Source organism: Rhodococcus sp. P4_F5 (assembly GCF_056401315.1).
Genome location: NZ_JBFUJP010000058.1, coordinates 14,431 through 31,058, shown reverse-complemented (window position 1 = coordinate 31,058; position 16,628 = coordinate 14,431). Strand labels below are relative to the sequence as shown.

Annotated in this window: 17 protein-coding genes; 4 read left to right on the top strand and 13 right to left on the bottom strand. The window is 71.4% G+C overall.

Translation table 11 applies throughout. The features are described from left to right. The 8 genes from AC1DU4_RS19785 to AC1DU4_RS19750 form a co-directional block, all read right to left on the bottom strand. On the bottom strand, nt 1-422 hold a 422-nt coding region (locus tag AC1DU4_RS19785), incomplete at its 3' end, for an adenylosuccinate synthetase (protein ID WP_477842684.1). A 227-nt stretch (nt 423-649) separates the two neighbouring features. Then, nucleotides 650-997 (bottom strand): hypothetical protein, encoded by a 348-nt coding sequence (locus AC1DU4_RS19780; RefSeq protein WP_477842682.1) that lies wholly within the window; start codon nt 995-997, stop codon nt 650-652. Nucleotides 998-1,089: 92 nt separating this feature from the next. Continuing rightward, the gene (locus tag AC1DU4_RS19775) at nt 1,090-2,703 is read right to left on the bottom strand and encodes a GMC oxidoreductase (protein WP_477842680.1); all 1,614 of its coding nucleotides are present in this window, start codon (nt 2,701-2,703) and stop codon (nt 1,090-1,092) included. After that, nucleotides 2,700-3,320 carry a hypothetical protein gene (locus AC1DU4_RS19770; RefSeq protein WP_477842678.1) on the bottom strand — a complete coding sequence of 207 codons (621 nt, stop codon included), beginning with the start codon at nt 3,318-3,320 and terminating at the stop codon, nt 2,700-2,702. The genes AC1DU4_RS19775 and AC1DU4_RS19770 overlap by 4 nt, the downstream gene beginning before the upstream one ends. After that, nucleotides 3,317-3,679, bottom strand: coding sequence for a hypothetical protein (locus tag AC1DU4_RS19765; protein ID WP_072846155.1), 363 nt, complete (start codon nt 3,677-3,679; stop codon nt 3,317-3,319). The genes AC1DU4_RS19770 and AC1DU4_RS19765 overlap by 4 nt, the downstream gene beginning before the upstream one ends. 1 nt (nt 3,680) lies before the next feature. Next, a complete protein-coding gene (locus tag AC1DU4_RS19760) occupies nt 3,681-4,796 on the bottom strand; it encodes a hypothetical protein (RefSeq protein WP_477842676.1) in 1,116 nt (371 codons plus the stop codon). Between the two features lie 82 nt (nt 4,797-4,878). Next, nucleotides 4,879-7,368 carry a helix-turn-helix transcriptional regulator gene (locus tag AC1DU4_RS19755; protein ID WP_477842674.1) on the bottom strand — a complete coding sequence of 830 codons (2,490 nt, stop codon included), beginning with the start codon at nt 7,366-7,368 and terminating at the stop codon, nt 4,879-4,881. 204 nt (nt 7,369-7,572) lie between these two features. Beyond that, on the bottom strand, nt 7,573-8,103 hold the full coding sequence (locus AC1DU4_RS19750) for a hypothetical protein (RefSeq protein WP_072846153.1): 531 nt from the start codon (nt 8,101-8,103) through the stop codon (nt 7,573-7,575). Between the two features lie 223 nt (nt 8,104-8,326). Between AC1DU4_RS19750 and AC1DU4_RS19745 the strand changes: the two genes are divergently transcribed. Together AC1DU4_RS19745 and AC1DU4_RS19740 are read left to right on the top strand one after the other, a co-directional pair. Then, on the top strand, nt 8,327-9,001 hold the full coding sequence (locus tag AC1DU4_RS19745) for a hypothetical protein (RefSeq protein ID WP_477842672.1): 675 nt from the start codon (nt 8,327-8,329) through the stop codon (nt 8,999-9,001). Nucleotides 9,002-9,047: 46 nt separating this feature from the next. Continuing rightward, complete coding sequence (locus tag AC1DU4_RS19740) at nt 9,048-9,827, top strand: site-2 protease family protein (protein WP_477842671.1); 780 nt, start codon at nt 9,048-9,050, stop codon at nt 9,825-9,827. Between the two features lie 5 nt (nt 9,828-9,832). Here the strand turns inward: AC1DU4_RS19740 and AC1DU4_RS19735 are convergent, their stop codons facing one another. After that, entirely contained in the window at nt 9,833-11,236 is a 1,404-nt protein-coding gene (locus AC1DU4_RS19735; RefSeq protein WP_477842669.1) for a condensation domain-containing protein, read from the bottom strand. 231 nt (nt 11,237-11,467) lie between these two features. Between AC1DU4_RS19735 and AC1DU4_RS19730 the strand changes: the two genes are divergently transcribed. Next, a complete protein-coding gene (locus AC1DU4_RS19730; protein WP_477842667.1) occupies nt 11,468-11,929 on the top strand; it encodes a pyridoxamine 5'-phosphate oxidase family protein in 462 nt (153 codons plus the stop codon). Here AC1DU4_RS19730 and AC1DU4_RS19725 read toward each other — a convergent pair. The 3 genes from AC1DU4_RS19725 to AC1DU4_RS19715 all read right to left on the bottom strand — a co-directional run bounded on the left by AC1DU4_RS19725 (nt 11,919) and on the right by AC1DU4_RS19715 (nt 14,525). After that, nucleotides 11,919-12,839, bottom strand: coding sequence for a cation diffusion facilitator family transporter (locus AC1DU4_RS19725; protein WP_477842665.1), 921 nt, complete (start codon nt 12,837-12,839; stop codon nt 11,919-11,921). The two genes, AC1DU4_RS19730 and AC1DU4_RS19725, sit on opposite strands and share 11 nt — an antisense overlap. 126 nt (nt 12,840-12,965) lie before the next feature. Next, nucleotides 12,966-14,060 carry an FUSC family protein gene (locus AC1DU4_RS19720; RefSeq protein WP_477842663.1) on the bottom strand — a complete coding sequence of 365 codons (1,095 nt, stop codon included), beginning with the start codon at nt 14,058-14,060 and terminating at the stop codon, nt 12,966-12,968. A 48-nt stretch (nt 14,061-14,108) separates the two neighbouring features. Further along, entirely contained in the window at nt 14,109-14,525 is a 417-nt protein-coding gene (locus AC1DU4_RS19715) for a DUF3151 domain-containing protein (protein WP_072846214.1), read from the bottom strand. Between the two features lie 83 nt (nt 14,526-14,608). Here AC1DU4_RS19715 and AC1DU4_RS19710 point away from each other — a divergent pair, with 83 nt between their 5' ends. Then, nucleotides 14,609-15,460: an Rv0361 family membrane protein gene (locus AC1DU4_RS19710; protein ID WP_477842661.1), complete on the top strand. Its 852-nt coding sequence runs from the start codon at nt 14,609-14,611 to the stop codon at nt 15,458-15,460. A gap of 112 nt (nt 15,461-15,572) precedes the next feature. Here the strand turns inward: AC1DU4_RS19710 and fbaA are convergent, their stop codons facing one another. Further along, nucleotides 15,573-16,625: a class II fructose-bisphosphate aldolase gene (gene fbaA, locus AC1DU4_RS19705; protein ID WP_477842659.1), complete on the bottom strand. Its 1,053-nt coding sequence runs from the start codon at nt 16,623-16,625 to the stop codon at nt 15,573-15,575. Nucleotides 16,626-16,628 lie beyond the last annotated feature (3 nt).

The window sequence follows — 16,628 nt, the reverse complement described above, 5'->3', positions numbered from 1 at the left end:
ATCTTGTCCTGGTAGCACGGGCCGATTCCACGGCCGGTCGTGCCGATCTTCCGGTTGCCGAGGTAGCGCTCGGTGACCTTGTCGATGGCCACGTGGTACGGCATGATCAGGTGCGCATCGGCGCTGAGCAGCAGCCGGTCGGTGTCCACACCACGGTCCTCGAGGCCCGCGAGCTCGGTGAGCAGCACGCCCGGGTCGACGACCACGCCGTTGCCGATCACGTTGGTCACGTCGGGGGTGAGGATTCCGGACGGGATCAGGTGCAGCGCGAACTTGTCGCCGTTGGGCAGCACGACGGTGTGACCGGCGTTGTTGCCGCCCTGGTAGCGAACCACCCACTGCACGCGACCACCGAGCAGGTCGGTGGCTTTGCCCTTCCCCTCGTCGCCCCACTGGGCTCCGATCAGGACGATTGCCGGCATGACGTCTCCTACGGTTGACGGGCGTCTGCACATCTCAGCGCAGAGGCCAGCCGTCCGTGGACAGTGGCCGGAAGGACAGTTTAGTCCAGAGGTGTGACGCACCTGAGTCCAGTACGGGCGCGGGCCCGTTCGGCCCGCGCCGCGGCGACGGCCGGAGGCCCCTCGATGCCGCTCCGGCGACCACCTCGCACCCCGTGGCGCACCGCCGTCCGCGGCCGAATCACTCGTCAGGGCGTGCGCGACGGCTTGCGCCCGTGCCGCCCATTGCCGTGCAGCCACGGCGCGGGACTGACCTGGACCTCGAGCCCCCGCTCCCCGGCGTTGGACCGCACCACGCAGGCCGGGGTCGACCAGACCGCGCCGTCGACCTGGACGTAGATCGGGCGGTCCGCGTCTCCACCGAGCAGAAAGCTCAGGCCGCGGCGCATCACGAACTCGCCCGAAGCGTGCGGACCGACCCGGTTGGGGGCCTTGCGTCGCTCCAGACCCGGCGGCAGCGGGTAGCCGAACTCGACGGGGTCGAGCAGCAGTTCCTCGTTGGTCGTGTTGACCATCGTGACTGTCACGGTTGTCATCGCCACTCACCTCGGATTCATCCGCACCACGAATGTCTTCCGCCTCGGGTTCAAGCATGCCACCAGGTACCGACACGAGCACCCGTAGCCGACTACTCGATCCGCCTCTGCTCCGGTTCCTCGAGCAGCAACGCAACCGCCCGCTCGGCGACCGCGGCGATCGTCTTCGAGGGGTTCCTGCCTATCGCCCTGGGGATGACCGAACCGTCCATCACGTACAACCCGTCGTGACCGAACACCCTTCCCGCGTGGTCTACGACGCCGGCCCCCGGCGCGGCGGCCATGTTGCACCCGCCGAGCGGATGCGGCGTCGCCAGGGCGCGGAGCCACTTCCAGCTCGCGAGCGGCAGCACCTCGCCCCCGGTCGCCTTCGCCAACCGCTCGTGCTCGGCCGCCATCGCGGCGATGACCGTCTCGGTTCGGTAAGGGTTCCAGTTCAGTTTCATCACCTTGCGCCGCGGACGCACCCGGGACCGCCGCAGCCGGAACACCCCGTCCGCCGCGTCGATCGACTGCCCGAACCAGGGCATCACCGTACGGAGTTCACCTGCCCTGGAGAGCCTTTCCCAGTACCAGCGCTGCCACGACGTGCCGCCGCCGTCGCGCAGCCGTGCCTCGTACGCGTTCCGGAACAGGTTGGGGAGACCGCCGTCCTCGACGAAGTACCTGCGCCCACGATCCCCGTCGAGGTGGTCGATTGCCGAGGTGATGGTGGGCCCGACGGTGGGTGCAACCACCTGGCCACGGTGCCGGGACGGCGTGAGGAAGTCCCCGTTCGAGCTCCACCCGCGACCGAGCGCCCGCGGCAGCCCGGGCAGCGTGCCGTAGTCGTCCCGCGCGCGCAGCAGCAACTCGGTGGTCCCGAGGGAACCGGCCGCCAGGATCACCCGCCGGGCCACCACCGAGTCGGGCCGCCGGCGCCCGTCCTCCAGGTGGTCGTAGTGCACCCGCCAGCCGCCGCCCGGCTCCCGCGAGAGGGTCCGGACCAGCGACAGCGGCGAGATCGTCGCGTTCCCCGAATTCYCTGCCTCGGCAAGGTAGTTCATGTCCAGGGTGTTCTTCGCCCGGACCGGGCAGCCGACGTCGCAGCTGCCGCAGTGCACGCAGGTGCCCTGCCGCACGCCGTGCGCGTTGAGGAACTCCATCGACGCCCCGAGCCCGGGCGGTGCCGCGCCGTCGAGCACCAGGTCCTCCCGGAAGCTGACGGCCAGCGGCACCTTCCGGAATCGCGCACCGTCCTCCAGTTCGCCGGCCGCCCGGCGCATCAGGTCGAGCCGCGCCGGGTGCTGGCCCTCCGGAACCGTGGTCGGCCGCAGCATCTCGCCGACCGCCCGGTAGTGCGGCTCGAGTTCCGCCGCCGTGATCGCCGACGGCCAACCCGATCGGAAGGTCTCCGGCCGGGCGTCGATGCACACGTTGGCGTAGATCAGCGACCCGCCGCCCACCCCGGCACCCAGACCCACCAACATCTGGTCCAGCCAGCGCACCTCCAGCCAGCCGTTGCGCCGGTGCGGAACCCGGCCGTCGAAGAGCCACGGGTCGCGGAGCCGACGGGGGAAAGTCGACGGGTCCCAACGGCGCCCGCGTTCGAGGACCAGGACGCTGCGCCCCGCCGCGGACAGCCGGCACGCCGCCACCGCGCCCCCGAACCCGCTGCCCACGATCACCACGTCGTAGCTCGCCGCCGCCCTCCCCCGCCCGCTCATGCTCGCCTCCGGAGCAGGTACGTCGAGACCAGGCCCCCGGCGAAGAAGGCGGCGAACCGGCCGCGGGCCGACCATCGCCGACGCACCGTCGCGCCGCCGGTGGCCCGGAGCGAGCCGAGCAGCGACAGGAAGTCCGTCGGACGCAGTCGCAGCACCCCCGCGCCGACCACCGGTCCGGCGTCCTCGGCCTGCCCTGCCCCGTCGTGCAGCGTCACCAGCAGGGTGGTGGTCGCCGGCCACAGCCGCCACGGGCCGGCGACCCGAATCTCCTTGTGCCCGTGGAACCAGTGCGGCCGGCCGTCGATCACCACCCGCGACTGGTAGACCATGTGGGTGAGCCGGGCACTGCCACTCGGCACGAACAGCCCGAAACGGCCCGCCTCCGACTCGAACCGACCGCCCAGCACCGGGATGTCCACGTCCCCCAGCAGTTCCGCGCCGTGCGCGGGGTCCTCGAGGAAGGCGTCGACGTCCGCGATCCGGATCCGGCCGCGCAGCACCACCCCCACCGCGCCGGGGCTGCGGTACCCGGCCCGCGGGTCCGTCTCCCCGAGCGCGAGCCGGCCGGTCATCACCTCGTCGAAGCGGACACCGGTCGCCCCGCCCGCCCCGGTCACCGGTCCGCCCTCGCGTCGAAGGCCAGCCGGTAGAACCAGTAGGCGACCGCACACCACTGAACGCACCACGCCGCCACCGCGACCGCACCCAGCGAATCCGACTGGTAGGCAACGGCCATCGCCACCAGCCCGGCGACCACCGCCACCCGCGGCGGCCAGCCCAGTCCGCTGAGCCACTCCGTCCCTGCCATCAGCAGCCCGGTCACCAACGCGAGCAGCGACACGGCCAGGAACACGCCGTCGGGCAGTGGCCGCGGGCCGCTGCCGCCCGGTGTCAGCGCGGCCGCGACGGCCGACCCCGCGAGCAGGGAGGCGCATCCGAGCAGCACCAGGTGGCTCCACAGCAGCGAGCGCGGCATGTCAGTCCCTGCCCAGTTCGTCGACGATGAACGGGAAGACGTCGCGGGCCGCATGTCGGCCGAGGAACACGTCGAGGTGGCCGTACCCGGCCATCTGCTGGAAGACGTGGCGCCCCGGCGCGATCGCGTCGAAGTAGTCGAAGGTCTTCGCCATGCCCGACGGCAGGAACGTCCGGTTCTGGTCGCCGGTCATGAACACGAACCGGGCGTCGGTCTGCGGCGGCTGGGCCAGCATGTCCTCCGGCAGTTCTTCGTAGACACCCATCGACATCAGCTTTCCGTGCAGCGCGCACTTCTCCATCTGCTCGAAGAAGGTGACGGGGACGAATCCGAACTCACCCTTGATCCACTCGTGCGTGGCCTCGTCGAGGTTCTCGTGGGACCACAACGTCGGGAAGCCGCTGCCGTAGGTGAAGCTGGTGTGCTTGCAGACCGCGTTGTTGCACTCGTGGTGCGTCGCCCGCACCGCCCAGTCGAACACCTTGGGCCAGAACCCGGATGCGTGCAGGCCCCATTGCGGGTTGAAGTACGGCATGACCTTCCCGAAGGTGGCCACGGCCATGGGCAGTTTCAGGAACGCCAGGGTGGGGAACTGCGGGTGCAGCGCCACCGAGTTGCTCACCACGGTGGTCACCTCCGGCACCAGCCCCGCGATCAGGGACATCATGAAACTGGTGGACCCCTGGCAGTGCACGACGGCCTTGAGGGTCTGCGCACCGGTCGCCGCGAGCACCGTCGCGACCGCCGCCGGGTGGTCGTGGACCGCGGCGTCGTCGAGGTAGAACCGGCTCGGCGCGAATTCGAAACTGGCCCGCCAGTTCGAGATCCACACATCGAACCCGGCCCGGGACAGCATTCCCGGCAGGGTGTCCTCGGTCGGCGGCGAAAAGATGTTCGCCCGCACACTCGTGCCCGCGATCATCAGCACCGGCCCCCGGGTCGGTCGCGGGCCGGAGACCACGTGCCGCAGGTTCAGCTCACGCGGCGGCGACTCGGTGGTGCGGAAGGGCACGGTCTCGAACACCACCGGCTCGGCGGCACGCACCGGTGGGGGCGCAAACTTCGCCCCGCCCAGCCGCGCCGGGTCCGGCCCCGCGGGACGCGAACGCCGCATCATCGCCATTCCCTCCTGGACTCGCAGATCCCCGTCGCCCCCCATCAGTCTTGCCGAGGTGACGGACTCCCGCGCGGGTAGTGGGCTACCTGCCCTCGATCCGGACCGCGGCGGCCAGCGCCGACCGGTCCGGCACGTCGAGCTTGGTGCAGGACCGGTAGATGTGGCCCTCCACGGTGCGCACCGACACCACCAACTGCTCGGCAATCTCCTTGTTGGACAGCCCCTGCGCGACCATCGACGCCACCTCGAGCTCCCGGCCGGTCAGTGGGAGCGGGTTCGAGACCGCCGTCAGCGCCGGGGTGGACGCCCCGTCGCAGCGCTCCGCCAGCCGCTTGGCCGACGCGGTGGACGCCAGCTCGGCGCGGCGGCTGCCCGTCGCGGCGTGTGCCGTCGCGGCCTGCGCCCAGGCGTCGGCCGCCGCCAGCAGCGCGCCCACGGCCTCCAGCTTGCCGGCGAGTGCGTCGAGTCGGGCCCCGTCCCGGTCGGCCACCGCCCGGGCGTGCGCGGCACCCATCGAGATCAGGGGGCTGTCCACGCGCGCGGCGATCTGCCCGAGCCGGTCGGCGACACTGCCGTCGCCGAAGCGGGCCGCCAGGTACAGGCACATCGCCTCCTGCGCCAACTGGTCCGCCGCCGCCGCGACACGGGCCCCGGTCCGCGCGTGGGCGACCGCGCGGTTGCGGTCGCGCACCACAGCCGCCACCCAGGCACGGGTCATCTCGAGGTCCGACCGGAACAACTCGGTGTTGACGCCGAAGAGCCGCTCGGCCCGGATCAACGCCTCCTGCGCCTCGACGGCCAGGCCTCGCGCCGCGAGGGTCTGGCACAGGAACGCCGCCGACAGGAACGCCCACGAGTACCCGGTGCCCTCGAGCACCGCGGCGGCCTGACGGAATTCCGTCTCCGCCGACGACAGCGCACCCTGCAGGTAGTACACGCGCCCGAGCAGCACCCCGCCGAGGGAGCGCCCCGGCTGCTGCATCTCCGCGTAGTCGGCGTACTCGCGAGCCGTGGCCCCCGCGGCCCGCAGGTCGCCCCGCATGCTGTGCGTGTACACCTGGCCGAGTCCGATGGTGAAGCGCAGATTCCCGCTCTCGGACTGCGCCGCGGCCGCCAGCCCCCGCACCGCGAACGGCTCGACCTCGTCGAACCGGCCCAGGTACGCGGTGGCGAGGGCGCCGCTGGCACCGGCCCAGGCCGTCGCCAGCGGCAGCGCGTGCGGCGAGTCGATGACGTCGTAGATCTGGGTGGTCGCCCCGGCCTGGACGGTGTACACCGCGAACATCGCCTCCAGCGCGTCCACCAGGTTCAGCGCCGACGGGTGGGTCAGCCGGGCGCGCGTCGACTCCATCACCGCGGCCGCGTCGGCGGGCCTGCCCAGCATCCAGAACAGATTCGCCGCGCGCGGCAGGCACCACAGCAGCAGGTCGAACTCGCCCAGGTTCGTGGTGTCGATCGGCCCCAGCACGGCCTCCGCCTCGGCGCCACGTCCCTGCCAGGCCAAGGTGTTCGCCAACGGCAGGGCCGCCGCGAACCCGGCCCCCATCGCCATCGCGCCCCGGGCCAGCCGCTCCCCCAACTCCAGCTCGCCGAGGGTGAGCGCCGCGCTGGCCGCGGAGATCAGCAGGTCGGGCTCGGGGGGCGAGTCGCTGTCCAACGCCAGCACCGCCAGCCGGATCCGGTCGCTGACGTGGGCGGGCGGGTGCGCGGCGATCTGCCGGGCCAGCTCGCCGCGGAGCCTCCGGGCCGCCAGGACGCCGGTGCCGGCGCGCACCACCTCGCCGTACAGCGGGTGCGCGAGCTTCACCGTCAGCCCGGTGTCGTCGCGCTGACGCACCCGGATCAGCCCCGCGCTCTCGGCTGCCTCCACCGTCGCGGGGTCGCTCAGCGTGGAGAGCACCTCCAGCGACAACGGCTCCTGGAAGGCCAACAGCTCCAACACGTGTCGCAATGCCGGATCCAGGTGGTCGATGCGCGCCTCGATCAGTGTGCTCAGGTGCGGGTTGACGACCGTCTCGCCGCGCAGCTGCCACACCCCGGCGACCTCACGCAGCCGCCCGACCTCGACCGCACCGTCGACAACGTGCCGCAGGAACAGCGGATTGCCCTCCGACATCACGTGGATTCGCTTGACGCTGGACTCCTCGACCGGCGCGCCGAGCACCGACTGCACCAACGCCCTGGTCTCGTCCAGGGTGAACGGCGCGAGCTCCACCCGCTCGAGCAACCCGTCCTTCCACAGGGCGGTGACCGCATCCGGCACCTGCTCCCCGTTTCGCACGGTAACCACAAGGGGCGCAATGCGATTGACCGCCAGCTGATGCACGAAGGTGGCGGATAGCTTGTCCAGCAGGTGCGCATCGTCGACGCCGATCACGACGTCGGTGCCGAGCTCCTGCAGATGTGCCCGGGCCGCGCGCAGCACCGACGCCGGTTCCATCGGACTGGACACCCCGACCACGTGCGCGAACGCCCCCAACGGAACGCTGCGTGCGGATTCGGTGCCCGCCGCCCACCGGCTCTGCGGCGCAAACGCCTCGACGGCGTCGCGGGCCAACGTTGTCTTCCCCACCCCGGCGTCACCTGTCAGCACGGCCCCCCACGGGCCCCGTCGGTTGCGAAGAGCCGACATCACCGTGTGCAGTTGCGCATCACGGTTCACCGTGGACCATGCAACGACCATCTGCCGAGTCTATGACCTGGCCCGACATTTCTCGGGACAAGGTGCCCGTCCCCCCAGCACTCCGGCGTCCGGCGCCACGCGGACCGGCCGGGCTCACTCCGCGACGAGTGCGAACCCGGCCCGGACCTGACCCTCGTCGACCGCCGGGACCAGCCCCGCGACCACCACGCCGACACCCGACTGGACCTCGCTCTCGGCCCGGTACGACCCGTCGCCCTCGAGGTGCGGTTCGACGGTCTGCGTCCCGCCGACCAGGGAGTCCATGTTGAACCAGACGATCCGCACCGGTCCGTGCGGCGCATCCGCGGGCAGGTCCGCGGAGACCTGCACCCGGTCCGGGTGTGCGACGAACCGGCCGATGTCCGCATGCACCTCCTGCTCGCCGAACACGGGCTGCACCTGGAACGGGTGCTCGTGCAGCGACGTCAGGGTGGACATCTGGCCGATCCCCAACGCGAGCAGCGTGCGGGCGGCGGCCAGCTCCTCCGAGGTCTCGGCGGCGCCGTCGCGACGCAGTTCGGTGACCACCGCCGCGAGACCGGACCGACAGAACCTGGTGACGCGGGCGTGGGTGCGGGATCGTGCCCGCGAGAATTCGTTGAGCTGCATCTCGGTGATCTGCATCGTGCACTCCGATGTCGGTAGCGACTAGATGGCGTAGCCACGCGAGGGCGTAGCGACTACACCGTTCAACGCTAGGACTCTTCGGCCCGCCGCACACGCGTATTGCGCTACCTGATCTGCGGAACTTCCGTGGTTCCGGGCCACCGGTGTCGCCGGCCGCGTGCGACGTTCGTATCGTCGGGGCGGACCACCGCGACATTCACACCGACCGGGAGCTGACCCTGTGACCACCATCGTGCTTGCCTGTGGAGACGTGACGGTGCCCGGGCCGTTGGCGCAGCTGCCCGCCGTGACGGCGCCCGCGGTACCCGCCAAGCCCGACTTCGACACCCTGCTCCCGCAGTTCGACGACGCCGGCCCCGGCGCTCCCCGGCTGGTGGTGGTGGGCGGCGACGGCGCCCTGGCCGCGGCCCTGACCCGGCTGATGCGCAGCGACCGACTGCACGTCGAACTCGCCTACGTGAGCCCGACGCGGTCCGCCGCGACCCGGCTGTACGGGCTGCCGGTCGGCGACCGCGCAGCCGAACTGGCACGGCACGGCCGGGCGCGAACCGTGCCGCTGATCCGTGACGACGCGGGCACCGCGCTGGTCGGCGAGGCCACCGTGACCGGCCCGGAAGGCGCCGAACTGGTCGGCGAGGCCTACGTCGACTCGACCCGGCTGTTCTCCGGGACCGTGTCGACGCTGCGGATCACCCCCACCCTCGAGATGCCGGGCCTGCGCGCCGGCGTCGCGCGACGCTGGGCGTTCCTGCCGACCAGATGGTCACCGGGACGGGCGATCCAGCTCGGCGCGGTCGGGGCGGTGGTGACCCGCGACGGGGTGACCACGCCGCGGGCGCTCAAGCGGTCGAGCTTCTACCGGGACACCCGGGAGTGGTTGCTCGTCCGCGGCTGATCCACGGACACCGGATGACGCACCACCCACGGGCGATACTGGGCCTATGACATTCCCCGGCGCCTCCACCCGACGGGCCGCGGTCCGACCGAGCCCCGTGTTCCTCGGGGTGGTCGCGATCGCGGTCACGGGCGGCGTGCTCGCCTGGCAGGCGGAGCCGCGGTCGACGCTGGCGAACGTCGGGGTCTTCCTGCTCGTCGTCGCGGGCTGGGTGGTCACCGTGTGCCTGCACGAGTTCGGGCACGCGTACACGGCGTGGCGGTACGGCGACGACGAGGTGGCGGCCCGTGGCTACCTCACCCTGAACCCGCTCAAGTACAGCCATCCGCTGCTGTCGATCGGGCTGCCCGTGCTGTTCATCGCGATCGGCGGCATCGGCCTGCCCGGCGGCGCGGTGTACCTGCGCACCGACCTGTTGCCGGCCGGCGCGGCGCGCCGGATCGCGCTGGCCGGCCCCGCCGCGAACGCGGTCTCGGCGGTGGTGCTGTTGGCGGTGATCCGGCTGTTCGCAGACGCCGGCACCCACCCGGTGTTCTGGTACGGGCTCAGCTTCCTGGCGTTCCTCCAGGTGATGGCGACGGTGCTGAACCTGATCCCGGTACCCGGCCTCGACGGCTACACCGCCCTCGAGCCCTCGCTGTCGCCCCGGACCCGGCGCTCGCTCGACCAGTTCAAGGGCCTCGGCCTGCTGTTCCTGGTCGCCCTGCTGTTCGTGCCCGCGATCAACGTCGTCTTCTTCGACGCGATCTACGGGCTGTTCGGCCTGTCCGGGGTGCCCGCAGAGTGGGCCCAGTACGGCAACTACCTCATGCGCTTCTGGCTCTGACCCGCTCAGACCACCCGCAGGGCCACCTTCGGTTCCGTCCGCAACTCACCGATGAGGTCGGACGGCGCGGCCTCGAGCAGCCGGGTGAACAGCCGCAGGAACCGCCGGTGGTGCCTGGCGAGCGTGCCCTCGTCGTAGCGGTACGGGTTCGCCGTGAACCCCAGCCGCACAATGCCGTCCGGGCACTCGGCCAGCTCGACCCGCAGGTCCACCACCGGCGAGGTGGACAGGTCGCGAATCTCGACGTCCAGCCCGGTCAGGCGAATCTCCCTGGGAGACAGGGCGACCTGCAGCAACGGTCCGTGTGCCACGGGCCCGTCACCGGCCGCGACCCGGAACTGCTGATGCTGCACCGCCCCGACCAGGGCCTGGTGGGCATCGGCGAGCAGCTCCCCCACCGTGGCGTCGACGGGGGCATGCAACCGCAACGGCACCGTGTTCTCCCGCGAGCCGCCCGAGTACCGAAGCCCTGCCCCCATCCGGGCCGGTACCGGCAGGTCCAGCACCAGGTCGGTCCGCCCGGTCACCCGCGCGAGGTAGGCCGCGAGGGCCGACGCGGCGAGCGCGGCGGAACCCAGTCCGTACCGTCGCTCCGCCGCCACCAGCAGGTCCGATCCGCCGGGCAGCACGGCGTCGACGGTCAGGTCACCGCGACGGGGGCCGTCCGCGGACGCGAGTTCGCCGGGCCCGAAGCCGGGCGCGACCTCCCCGGCGAGGCCCGTGTACGCGGGCGCACCGGCCAGCCGTTCGGCCCAGTACGCGGCGTCCGTGCTCCGTCGCTGCGACGCGGCGTAACCACGGTCCAGGTCGTCGATGGCCGAGGGCGCGAGGGCCCGGTTCGGACGCGCGGCTCCGCCGCCGGTCGCGGCGTCGTACAGTTCCGCGGCGCGCGCAAGCAGGGTCACCGCCCCGAATCCGTCCAGGACCGTTCGATGGGCGCGGCTGAACCACAGGTGGTGCGCATCGCCGATCTGCAGCACCGCGATCCGCGCGAGCCGGTCACTGCCGAAGTCCACCGGTCCGGTGAGCTCCGCACGCATCCATGCCTCCGCCGCTGCCCGCGGGGAGACCTCGTCGCGCAGGTCGAGGTAGTCGGGCTCGACATCGAGTGCCGGGTCGAACAGCTGGTGCGGCAGGCCGTCGACCTCCACGAGCCGCACCAGCCCGGTCCCCAGTTCCGCGGTCGCGCAACGACTGGCCGCCCGCAGCCGGTCCACGTCGAGCCTCGCTCCGGAGCCCGAACCGACGCCCGCGACGCCACCGATCTCGGCGCCACCCATCTCGGCGCAACGGATCTCGACACAGTGGGCGACCCACAACGCCAGGTCAGGCCGCTGCACCTGGGCGCGCCACAGTTCGCCCGGACCGGACGCGAGCGGCACCGGCTCGGACCCCACCGCAGCCGGCATGCTCGCCGAATTCGTGTGGGGACCAGTGGCGCCCGTCCGGCGCGCCCTGCGGCCGCCGCGGAGGAAGCTGACTGGATTCACGTCGCAGACGTTATCGTCTGGCACCGACCACCACATGAGTACTGGCTACCTGTGTCCGACCTGTGTCCAGTAACCACTCGGTCAGGACCGGTTCCGCGGCGGCCCATCGGGTCTCGGAGATTTGTCGGTGCCCGCGTGCACACTGGACCGATGACCACCTGGCAGCAGTTCAGCGCAGAGGCCCCCGTTCTGGCCGCGGCGATCCGGGCCCGGCTCGAGGCGAACAAACACCACGTCCTGGCCACCCTCAGGACCGACGGCGCGCCCCGCGTCAGCGGCACCGAGGTGGAGATGTTCGAGGGACTTCTGGTGCTCGGCTCCATGCCGGGCGCCCGCAAGGTGCTCGACCTGCGGCGAGATCCGCGTTACGCGCTGCACTCCAATCCGGGCGACGCCACCATGTCCGGCGGCGACGCGAAGATCTCCGGCCGGGCACGCGAACTGCTCGGGGCCGAGAAGAGCAAGATCATCGACGCCTACCCGAACGACCCCGGCGACGCGGAGATCTTCGAGTTGGCCGTCGAGGAGGCGGCGCTCACCACCGTGGAGGAGGACAAGCTGCACGTCGACCTCTGGCGGCCGGGCGCCGGGGTCACCCGCTTCACCAGGTGAGGTCCTCCTTGCAGCGCGAGCCCTCGCTGCTGGACTCCACCTGCACGGTGGCGTGGCCGAGGCCGTGTCCGTCGAGCACCACCTTGGCCGCGCCGAGCACCCCCACGGCCCCGGGCTCACAGGTCAGGTGCACGGTGGCGACATCCATCCCGGTCGTGAGGGTCCACACGTGCAGGTCGTGCACGTCCTGGACCCCCGGCAGGGCAAGCAGGTCTGCCCGCACCGCGTCGACGTCGACGTTGGCGGGCGAGGCCTGGGTGAGGATGCGCAGCGCCGCCCCCGCGAGCTTGACCGCACGCGGCACCACCCACAGGGAGATCAGCACGCCCACCACGATGTCGGCGTAGGCCCAGTTGAACGCCATCACCAGGGCGCCGGCGATGAGCACCCCGACGCTGCCGACCGCGTCGGCGAGCACCTCGAGGTAGGCGCCGCGGACCGCAAGGCTGTCCTTCGCGTCGGCGCGCAGCATCAGCATGACCACGATGTTCGCCGCCAGACCGGCGGCAGCGGTCAGCATCAGGGGCAGGCCCGGAACGTCCGGAGCGTCCCCGATCCGGCCGATCGCCTCGTACATCACCCACGCCGCGACCCCGAGCAGCAGTACCGCATTGGCCATCGCCGTGAGCACCTCGGCGCGATGCCAGCCGAAGGTCCGGGCGGCGGCTTTGGAACCCTGACTGGCCAGCAGCAGCGCCACCAGGCCCATCGACATCCCCACCACGTCGGTGAGCATGTGGCCGGCGTCCGCGAGCAGCGCCAGAGAGTTGATGGCGAGCCCGACGGCCACCTCGAGTCCCAGGAACGCCAGCAGGATGCCTAGGGCGATCACCATCCGGCTGATCCGCGACCGCGACGGCCCGACCGCGGTCGGCGCACCACCGTGACTGTGACCGTGCCCCACACCCATGACTGCCTCCTTCACGCGGGTAACCCGCCGCCGACTCGCGACCATCATATGCACACATTCGCATATATCGAAACCGGAGGCGGTMCGGGCGTACCCCTGAGGCAGTCGGGAAGCGACCCGGGCAGGTCACAGCTCCGGCGGATACGCGGGATGGGGCACGGTCGGCGGCAGGGTTGCGATGGCCGAGATCCGGCTCAGGCCCGCGACCTGGAGCAGGTCGACGATCAGCGACCGGATCTGGGCGAACACCACGGTCGCCGAGATGCCCGCGCCCTTCACCATCTCCGGCTTCGCCGCGGCGGCCACCGACCGCAACACCCGGGCCGCCTCCGCCCGGTCCGGCTGCTGGCCCGGGTCGGCGAGCGCCATCCGGCGCAGCACGTCCACGGCATGCGCGAGCCGCTCGATCTCGTCCACCAGCCGGGGGTCGAGGATCTCGTCGTCCCGGACCAGCGTGAGCGACCGCCGGGCCAGCACCCGGATGTTGCGCATCGCATTGTCGATCGGGTCGGCGGCAGCGCTGAGCCGTTCGAGCCGGGGCCGCGAACGCCAGTACATCGGGGAGACGAGGCTGACCTCCTGGCCCCCGACGATCTGCGCGCGCAGCCCGTCGATCTGGGCCTGCGTGCCGCGGGCCTTGCGCAGCGCCGCCACGATCGGTTCCGGGTCGTTCGCGATCAGACCGTCCGCGACCATCTGCAGGACCTCGGCGGCCGTGCCGAGAATGCCGGCGGCACTCTGCCTGGCGCGGAGCACGGGGTGGCTCGGGACGAAGGCCACGACGAGAACCCCGACCATCCCGCCGATCAGCGCGTCGATCATCCGGTCGGGACCACCGCCCACGTCCGGCGGGATGAGCGTCGCCACCAGGACGGCAGAGGTGGCGGCCTGCATCGGGATGATCGGTCCGCCGTCCACGAAGATCGCGGTGGCCATGGCCAGCGCCACGACGAGCATGATCTGCCAGGCGCCACTGCCGATCTGGGAGATCAGCAGGTCGCCGACGCCGATACCGACGGCGACACCCGCCACCAACTCCATCGACCTCCGCAGCCGCGCACCGATCGACAGTCCCAACGAGATGACCGCGGCCATCGGCGCGAAGAACGGATTCGGGTGGTGGAGAAGGTCATTGGCGACCCACCAGGCCAGCCCGGCCGCAATCGCACACTGCAGGACCGGGAACAGGGAGGCGCGAAGACGCGCCGTGGAGACCTTCAATCGCCTCCGGCCGCGCTCCGTGAGACGAAGCCGGCGGGCCGCCACCGGCTAGCCGAGACCCAGTGCTTCCGCGGCCCGCGGGTCGCAGTCCTCGAGCAGGTCGAGGCAGCGGGCGTGCTCGTCGGACTCACCGATCTGCTGGGCGGCCTTCGCCAGCACCGCGACGCAGCGGAGGAATCCGCGGTTCGGCTCGTGGCTGTACGGGACGGGCCCGAAGCCCTTCCATCCGTTGCGCCGCAACTGGTCCAGGCCCCGGTGGTAGCCGGTGCGGGCGAACGCGTAGGCGGTGATCGTCTCGCCCCCGTCCAGGGCCGCCTCCGCCAGGTAAGCCCAGGCGATCGAGGCCGTCGGGTGCTCCGCGGCCACCTGCTTGGGGTCAGCATGGTTGAGCAGTTCCGACTCCGCGTCCTCGTCCCCGGGAAGGAGGGTGGGCTGCGGGCCGAGCAAATCACCGAAAGAGGTCATGGCGACCATTGTGCCCCGGCGGCCCCATGCTCGATAGGCTGCCCACACCAGGACACGGATCGACGATTGAAAGGGTGCACCACGTGCCGGACCCCAAGACGCCTGACCCCACGCTCTCGGACTCCCCGACTGCGGACGCGTCGGGCCCGGATGCCTCGACAGCGGCATCGGCCGACGCCGACAGCGCGACGGTCCGACTGGAACGGCCTGCCCCCGAGCAGACGCGGCCCGAGCCGTCTGCGGCCGAGAAGTCGGCGGCCCCAGCGACGGCGGCCCCGGCGACTGAAACTGCGGAGACGGCGCCGGGAAACCCCGCACCGGACAACTCGACGCCCACCACCGTCATCCCGCACGCGACGCGGGCCGCGCCCGTCCGGGTGGGGCCGGGTCGCCCCGCGCCCGCCCGGGTCCAGCCCCCGGCCGCAGGCGCGCCGGAGGTCCCTGCGGCACCCGCGGCGAGCGTCCCGGCCCCCGCGCCGCGGCCGGCGAGGATCCCCGCGACCGAGCCCGCCCCGACCGGCCGTCGACGGTGGCCGCTGCTGGTGGCGGTCGTCGCGGTGGTGGCCGTGGCCGTCGGTGCGGGGGCGTACCTGCTCTCCGGCCGCAGCGCCGACAACACGCAGTCCCAGGTCGAGGACGCCATCCACACCTTCACCGGCGCGATCGCGGCGGGCGACCTGACCACGCTGCGCGCCTCGACCTGCGGCGAGCTGGGCGGCTACTACCAGCGGATCCACGACGCGCAGTTCGCCCAGGTGTACAAGGCCTCGACGGATCAGGGTTCGATTCCGGTGATCGACAGCGTCGACGCGGTCTCCGTCACCGACGGCACCGCCATCGCGCAGGTGACGGTCCACACCGCGGCCGCCCCGAACGACCGATCCGCGCGTTCGTTCACCCTGCAGCAGGACGGCGAGGTCTGGAAGGTCTGCTGACCCGGGCACAAACGACGAACCCCTCGGGCAACTCGGGCTCAACGAAAAAAGTGCAGTTGTCGACGCATCGGCCGAGTGGCCGCGTCGACAACTGCACTTTCGTCGGGTCGAACTAGCCGGCGGAGACGGACCGTCCCGCGGACTTGAGGTCGTTGCAGGCCTCGATGACGCGAGCGGTCATGCCGGCCTCGGCCTTCTTGAGGTAGCTGCGCGGGTCGTAGACCTTCTTGTTGCCGACCTCGCCGTCGATCTTCAGGACGCCGTCGTAGTTGGAGAACAGGTGTCCGGCGATCGGGCGGGTGAACGCGTACTGGGTGTCGGTGTCGACGTTCATCTTGACGACGCCGAAGTTCAGCGAGTCCTCGATCTCCGACTTCAGCGAGCCCGAGCCGCCGTGGAAGACGAAGTCGAACGGCTGCGAGCCTGCGATCAGGCCGAGCTTCGCCGCGGCGACCCGCTGGCCCTCCTCGAGCACTGCGGGCTTGAGCTTGACGTTGCCCGGCTTGTAGACGCCGTGCACGTTGCCGAAGGTGGCGGCCAGCAGGTACTTGCCGTTCTCGCCGACGCCGAGGGCGTCGACGGTCTTCTCGAAGTCCTCGCTGGAGGTGTACAGCTTGTCGTTGATCTCGGCCTCGACGCCGTCCTCCTCGCCGCCGACGACGCCGATCTCCACCTCGAGGATGATGTTCGCGGCCGCCGAGAGCTTGAGCAGCTCCTTGGCGATCTCCAGGTTCTCGTCGATCGGGATGGCGGAGCCGTCCCACATGTGCGACTGGAACAGCGGGTTCTGGCCGGCGTTGACGCGCTCCTGCGAGATGGCCAGCAGCGGGCGGACGAAGCTGTCCAGCTTGTCCTTCGGGCAGTGGTCGGTGTGCAGCGCGATGGTCACGTCGTACTTCGCGGCGATGACGTGCGCGAACTCGGCGAGCGCGACGGCGCCGGTCACCATGTCCTTGACGCCGAGGCCGGAGCCGAACTCCGCGCCGCCGGTCGAGAACTGGATGATGCCGTCACTGCCGGCGTCCGCGAAGCCCTTGATCGCGGCGTTGATCGTCTCGGAGGAGGTGCAGTTGATGGCGGGGAAGGCAAAGGAGTGCTCCTTGGCCCGACCGAGCATTTCGGTGTAGACCTCGGGAGTTGCGATCGGCACGGAACTGACCTCCATAAA

Bases quoted from the DNA above. Each gene is read 5' to 3' on its own strand.
- AC1DU4_RS19765 (WP_072846155.1), bottom strand. From the start codon at position 3,679: ATGCCGCGCTCGCTGCTGTGGAGCCACCTGGTGCTGCTCGGATGCGCC.
- AC1DU4_RS19715 (WP_072846214.1), bottom strand. From the start codon at position 14,525: ATGACCTCTTTCGGTGATTTGCTCGGCCCGCAGCCCACCCTCCTTCCC.
- AC1DU4_RS19760 (WP_477842676.1), bottom strand. From the start codon at position 4,796: ATGATGCGGCGTTCGCGTCCCGCGGGGCCGGACCCGGCGCGGCTGGGC.
- AC1DU4_RS19730 (WP_477842667.1), top strand. From the start codon at position 11,468: ATGACCACCTGGCAGCAGTTCAGCGCAGAGGCCCCCGTTCTGGCCGCG.
- fbaA (WP_477842659.1), bottom strand. From the start codon at position 16,625: ATGGAGGTCAGTTCCGTGCCGATCGCAACTCCCGAGGTCTACACCGAA.
- AC1DU4_RS19750 (WP_072846153.1), bottom strand. From the start codon at position 8,103: ATGCAGATCACCGAGATGCAGCTCAACGAATTCTCGCGGGCACGATCC.
- AC1DU4_RS19725 (WP_477842665.1), bottom strand. From the start codon at position 12,839: ATGGGTGTGGGGCACGGTCACAGTCACGGTGGTGCGCCGACCGCGGTC.
- AC1DU4_RS19740 (WP_477842671.1), top strand. From the start codon at position 9,048: ATGACATTCCCCGGCGCCTCCACCCGACGGGCCGCGGTCCGACCGAGC.
- AC1DU4_RS19780 (WP_477842682.1), bottom strand. From the start codon at position 997: ATGACAACCGTGACAGTCACGATGGTCAACACGACCAACGAGGAACTG.
- AC1DU4_RS19735 (WP_477842669.1), bottom strand. From the start codon at position 11,236: ATGCCGGCTGCGGTGGGGTCCGAGCCGGTGCCGCTCGCGTCCGGTCCG.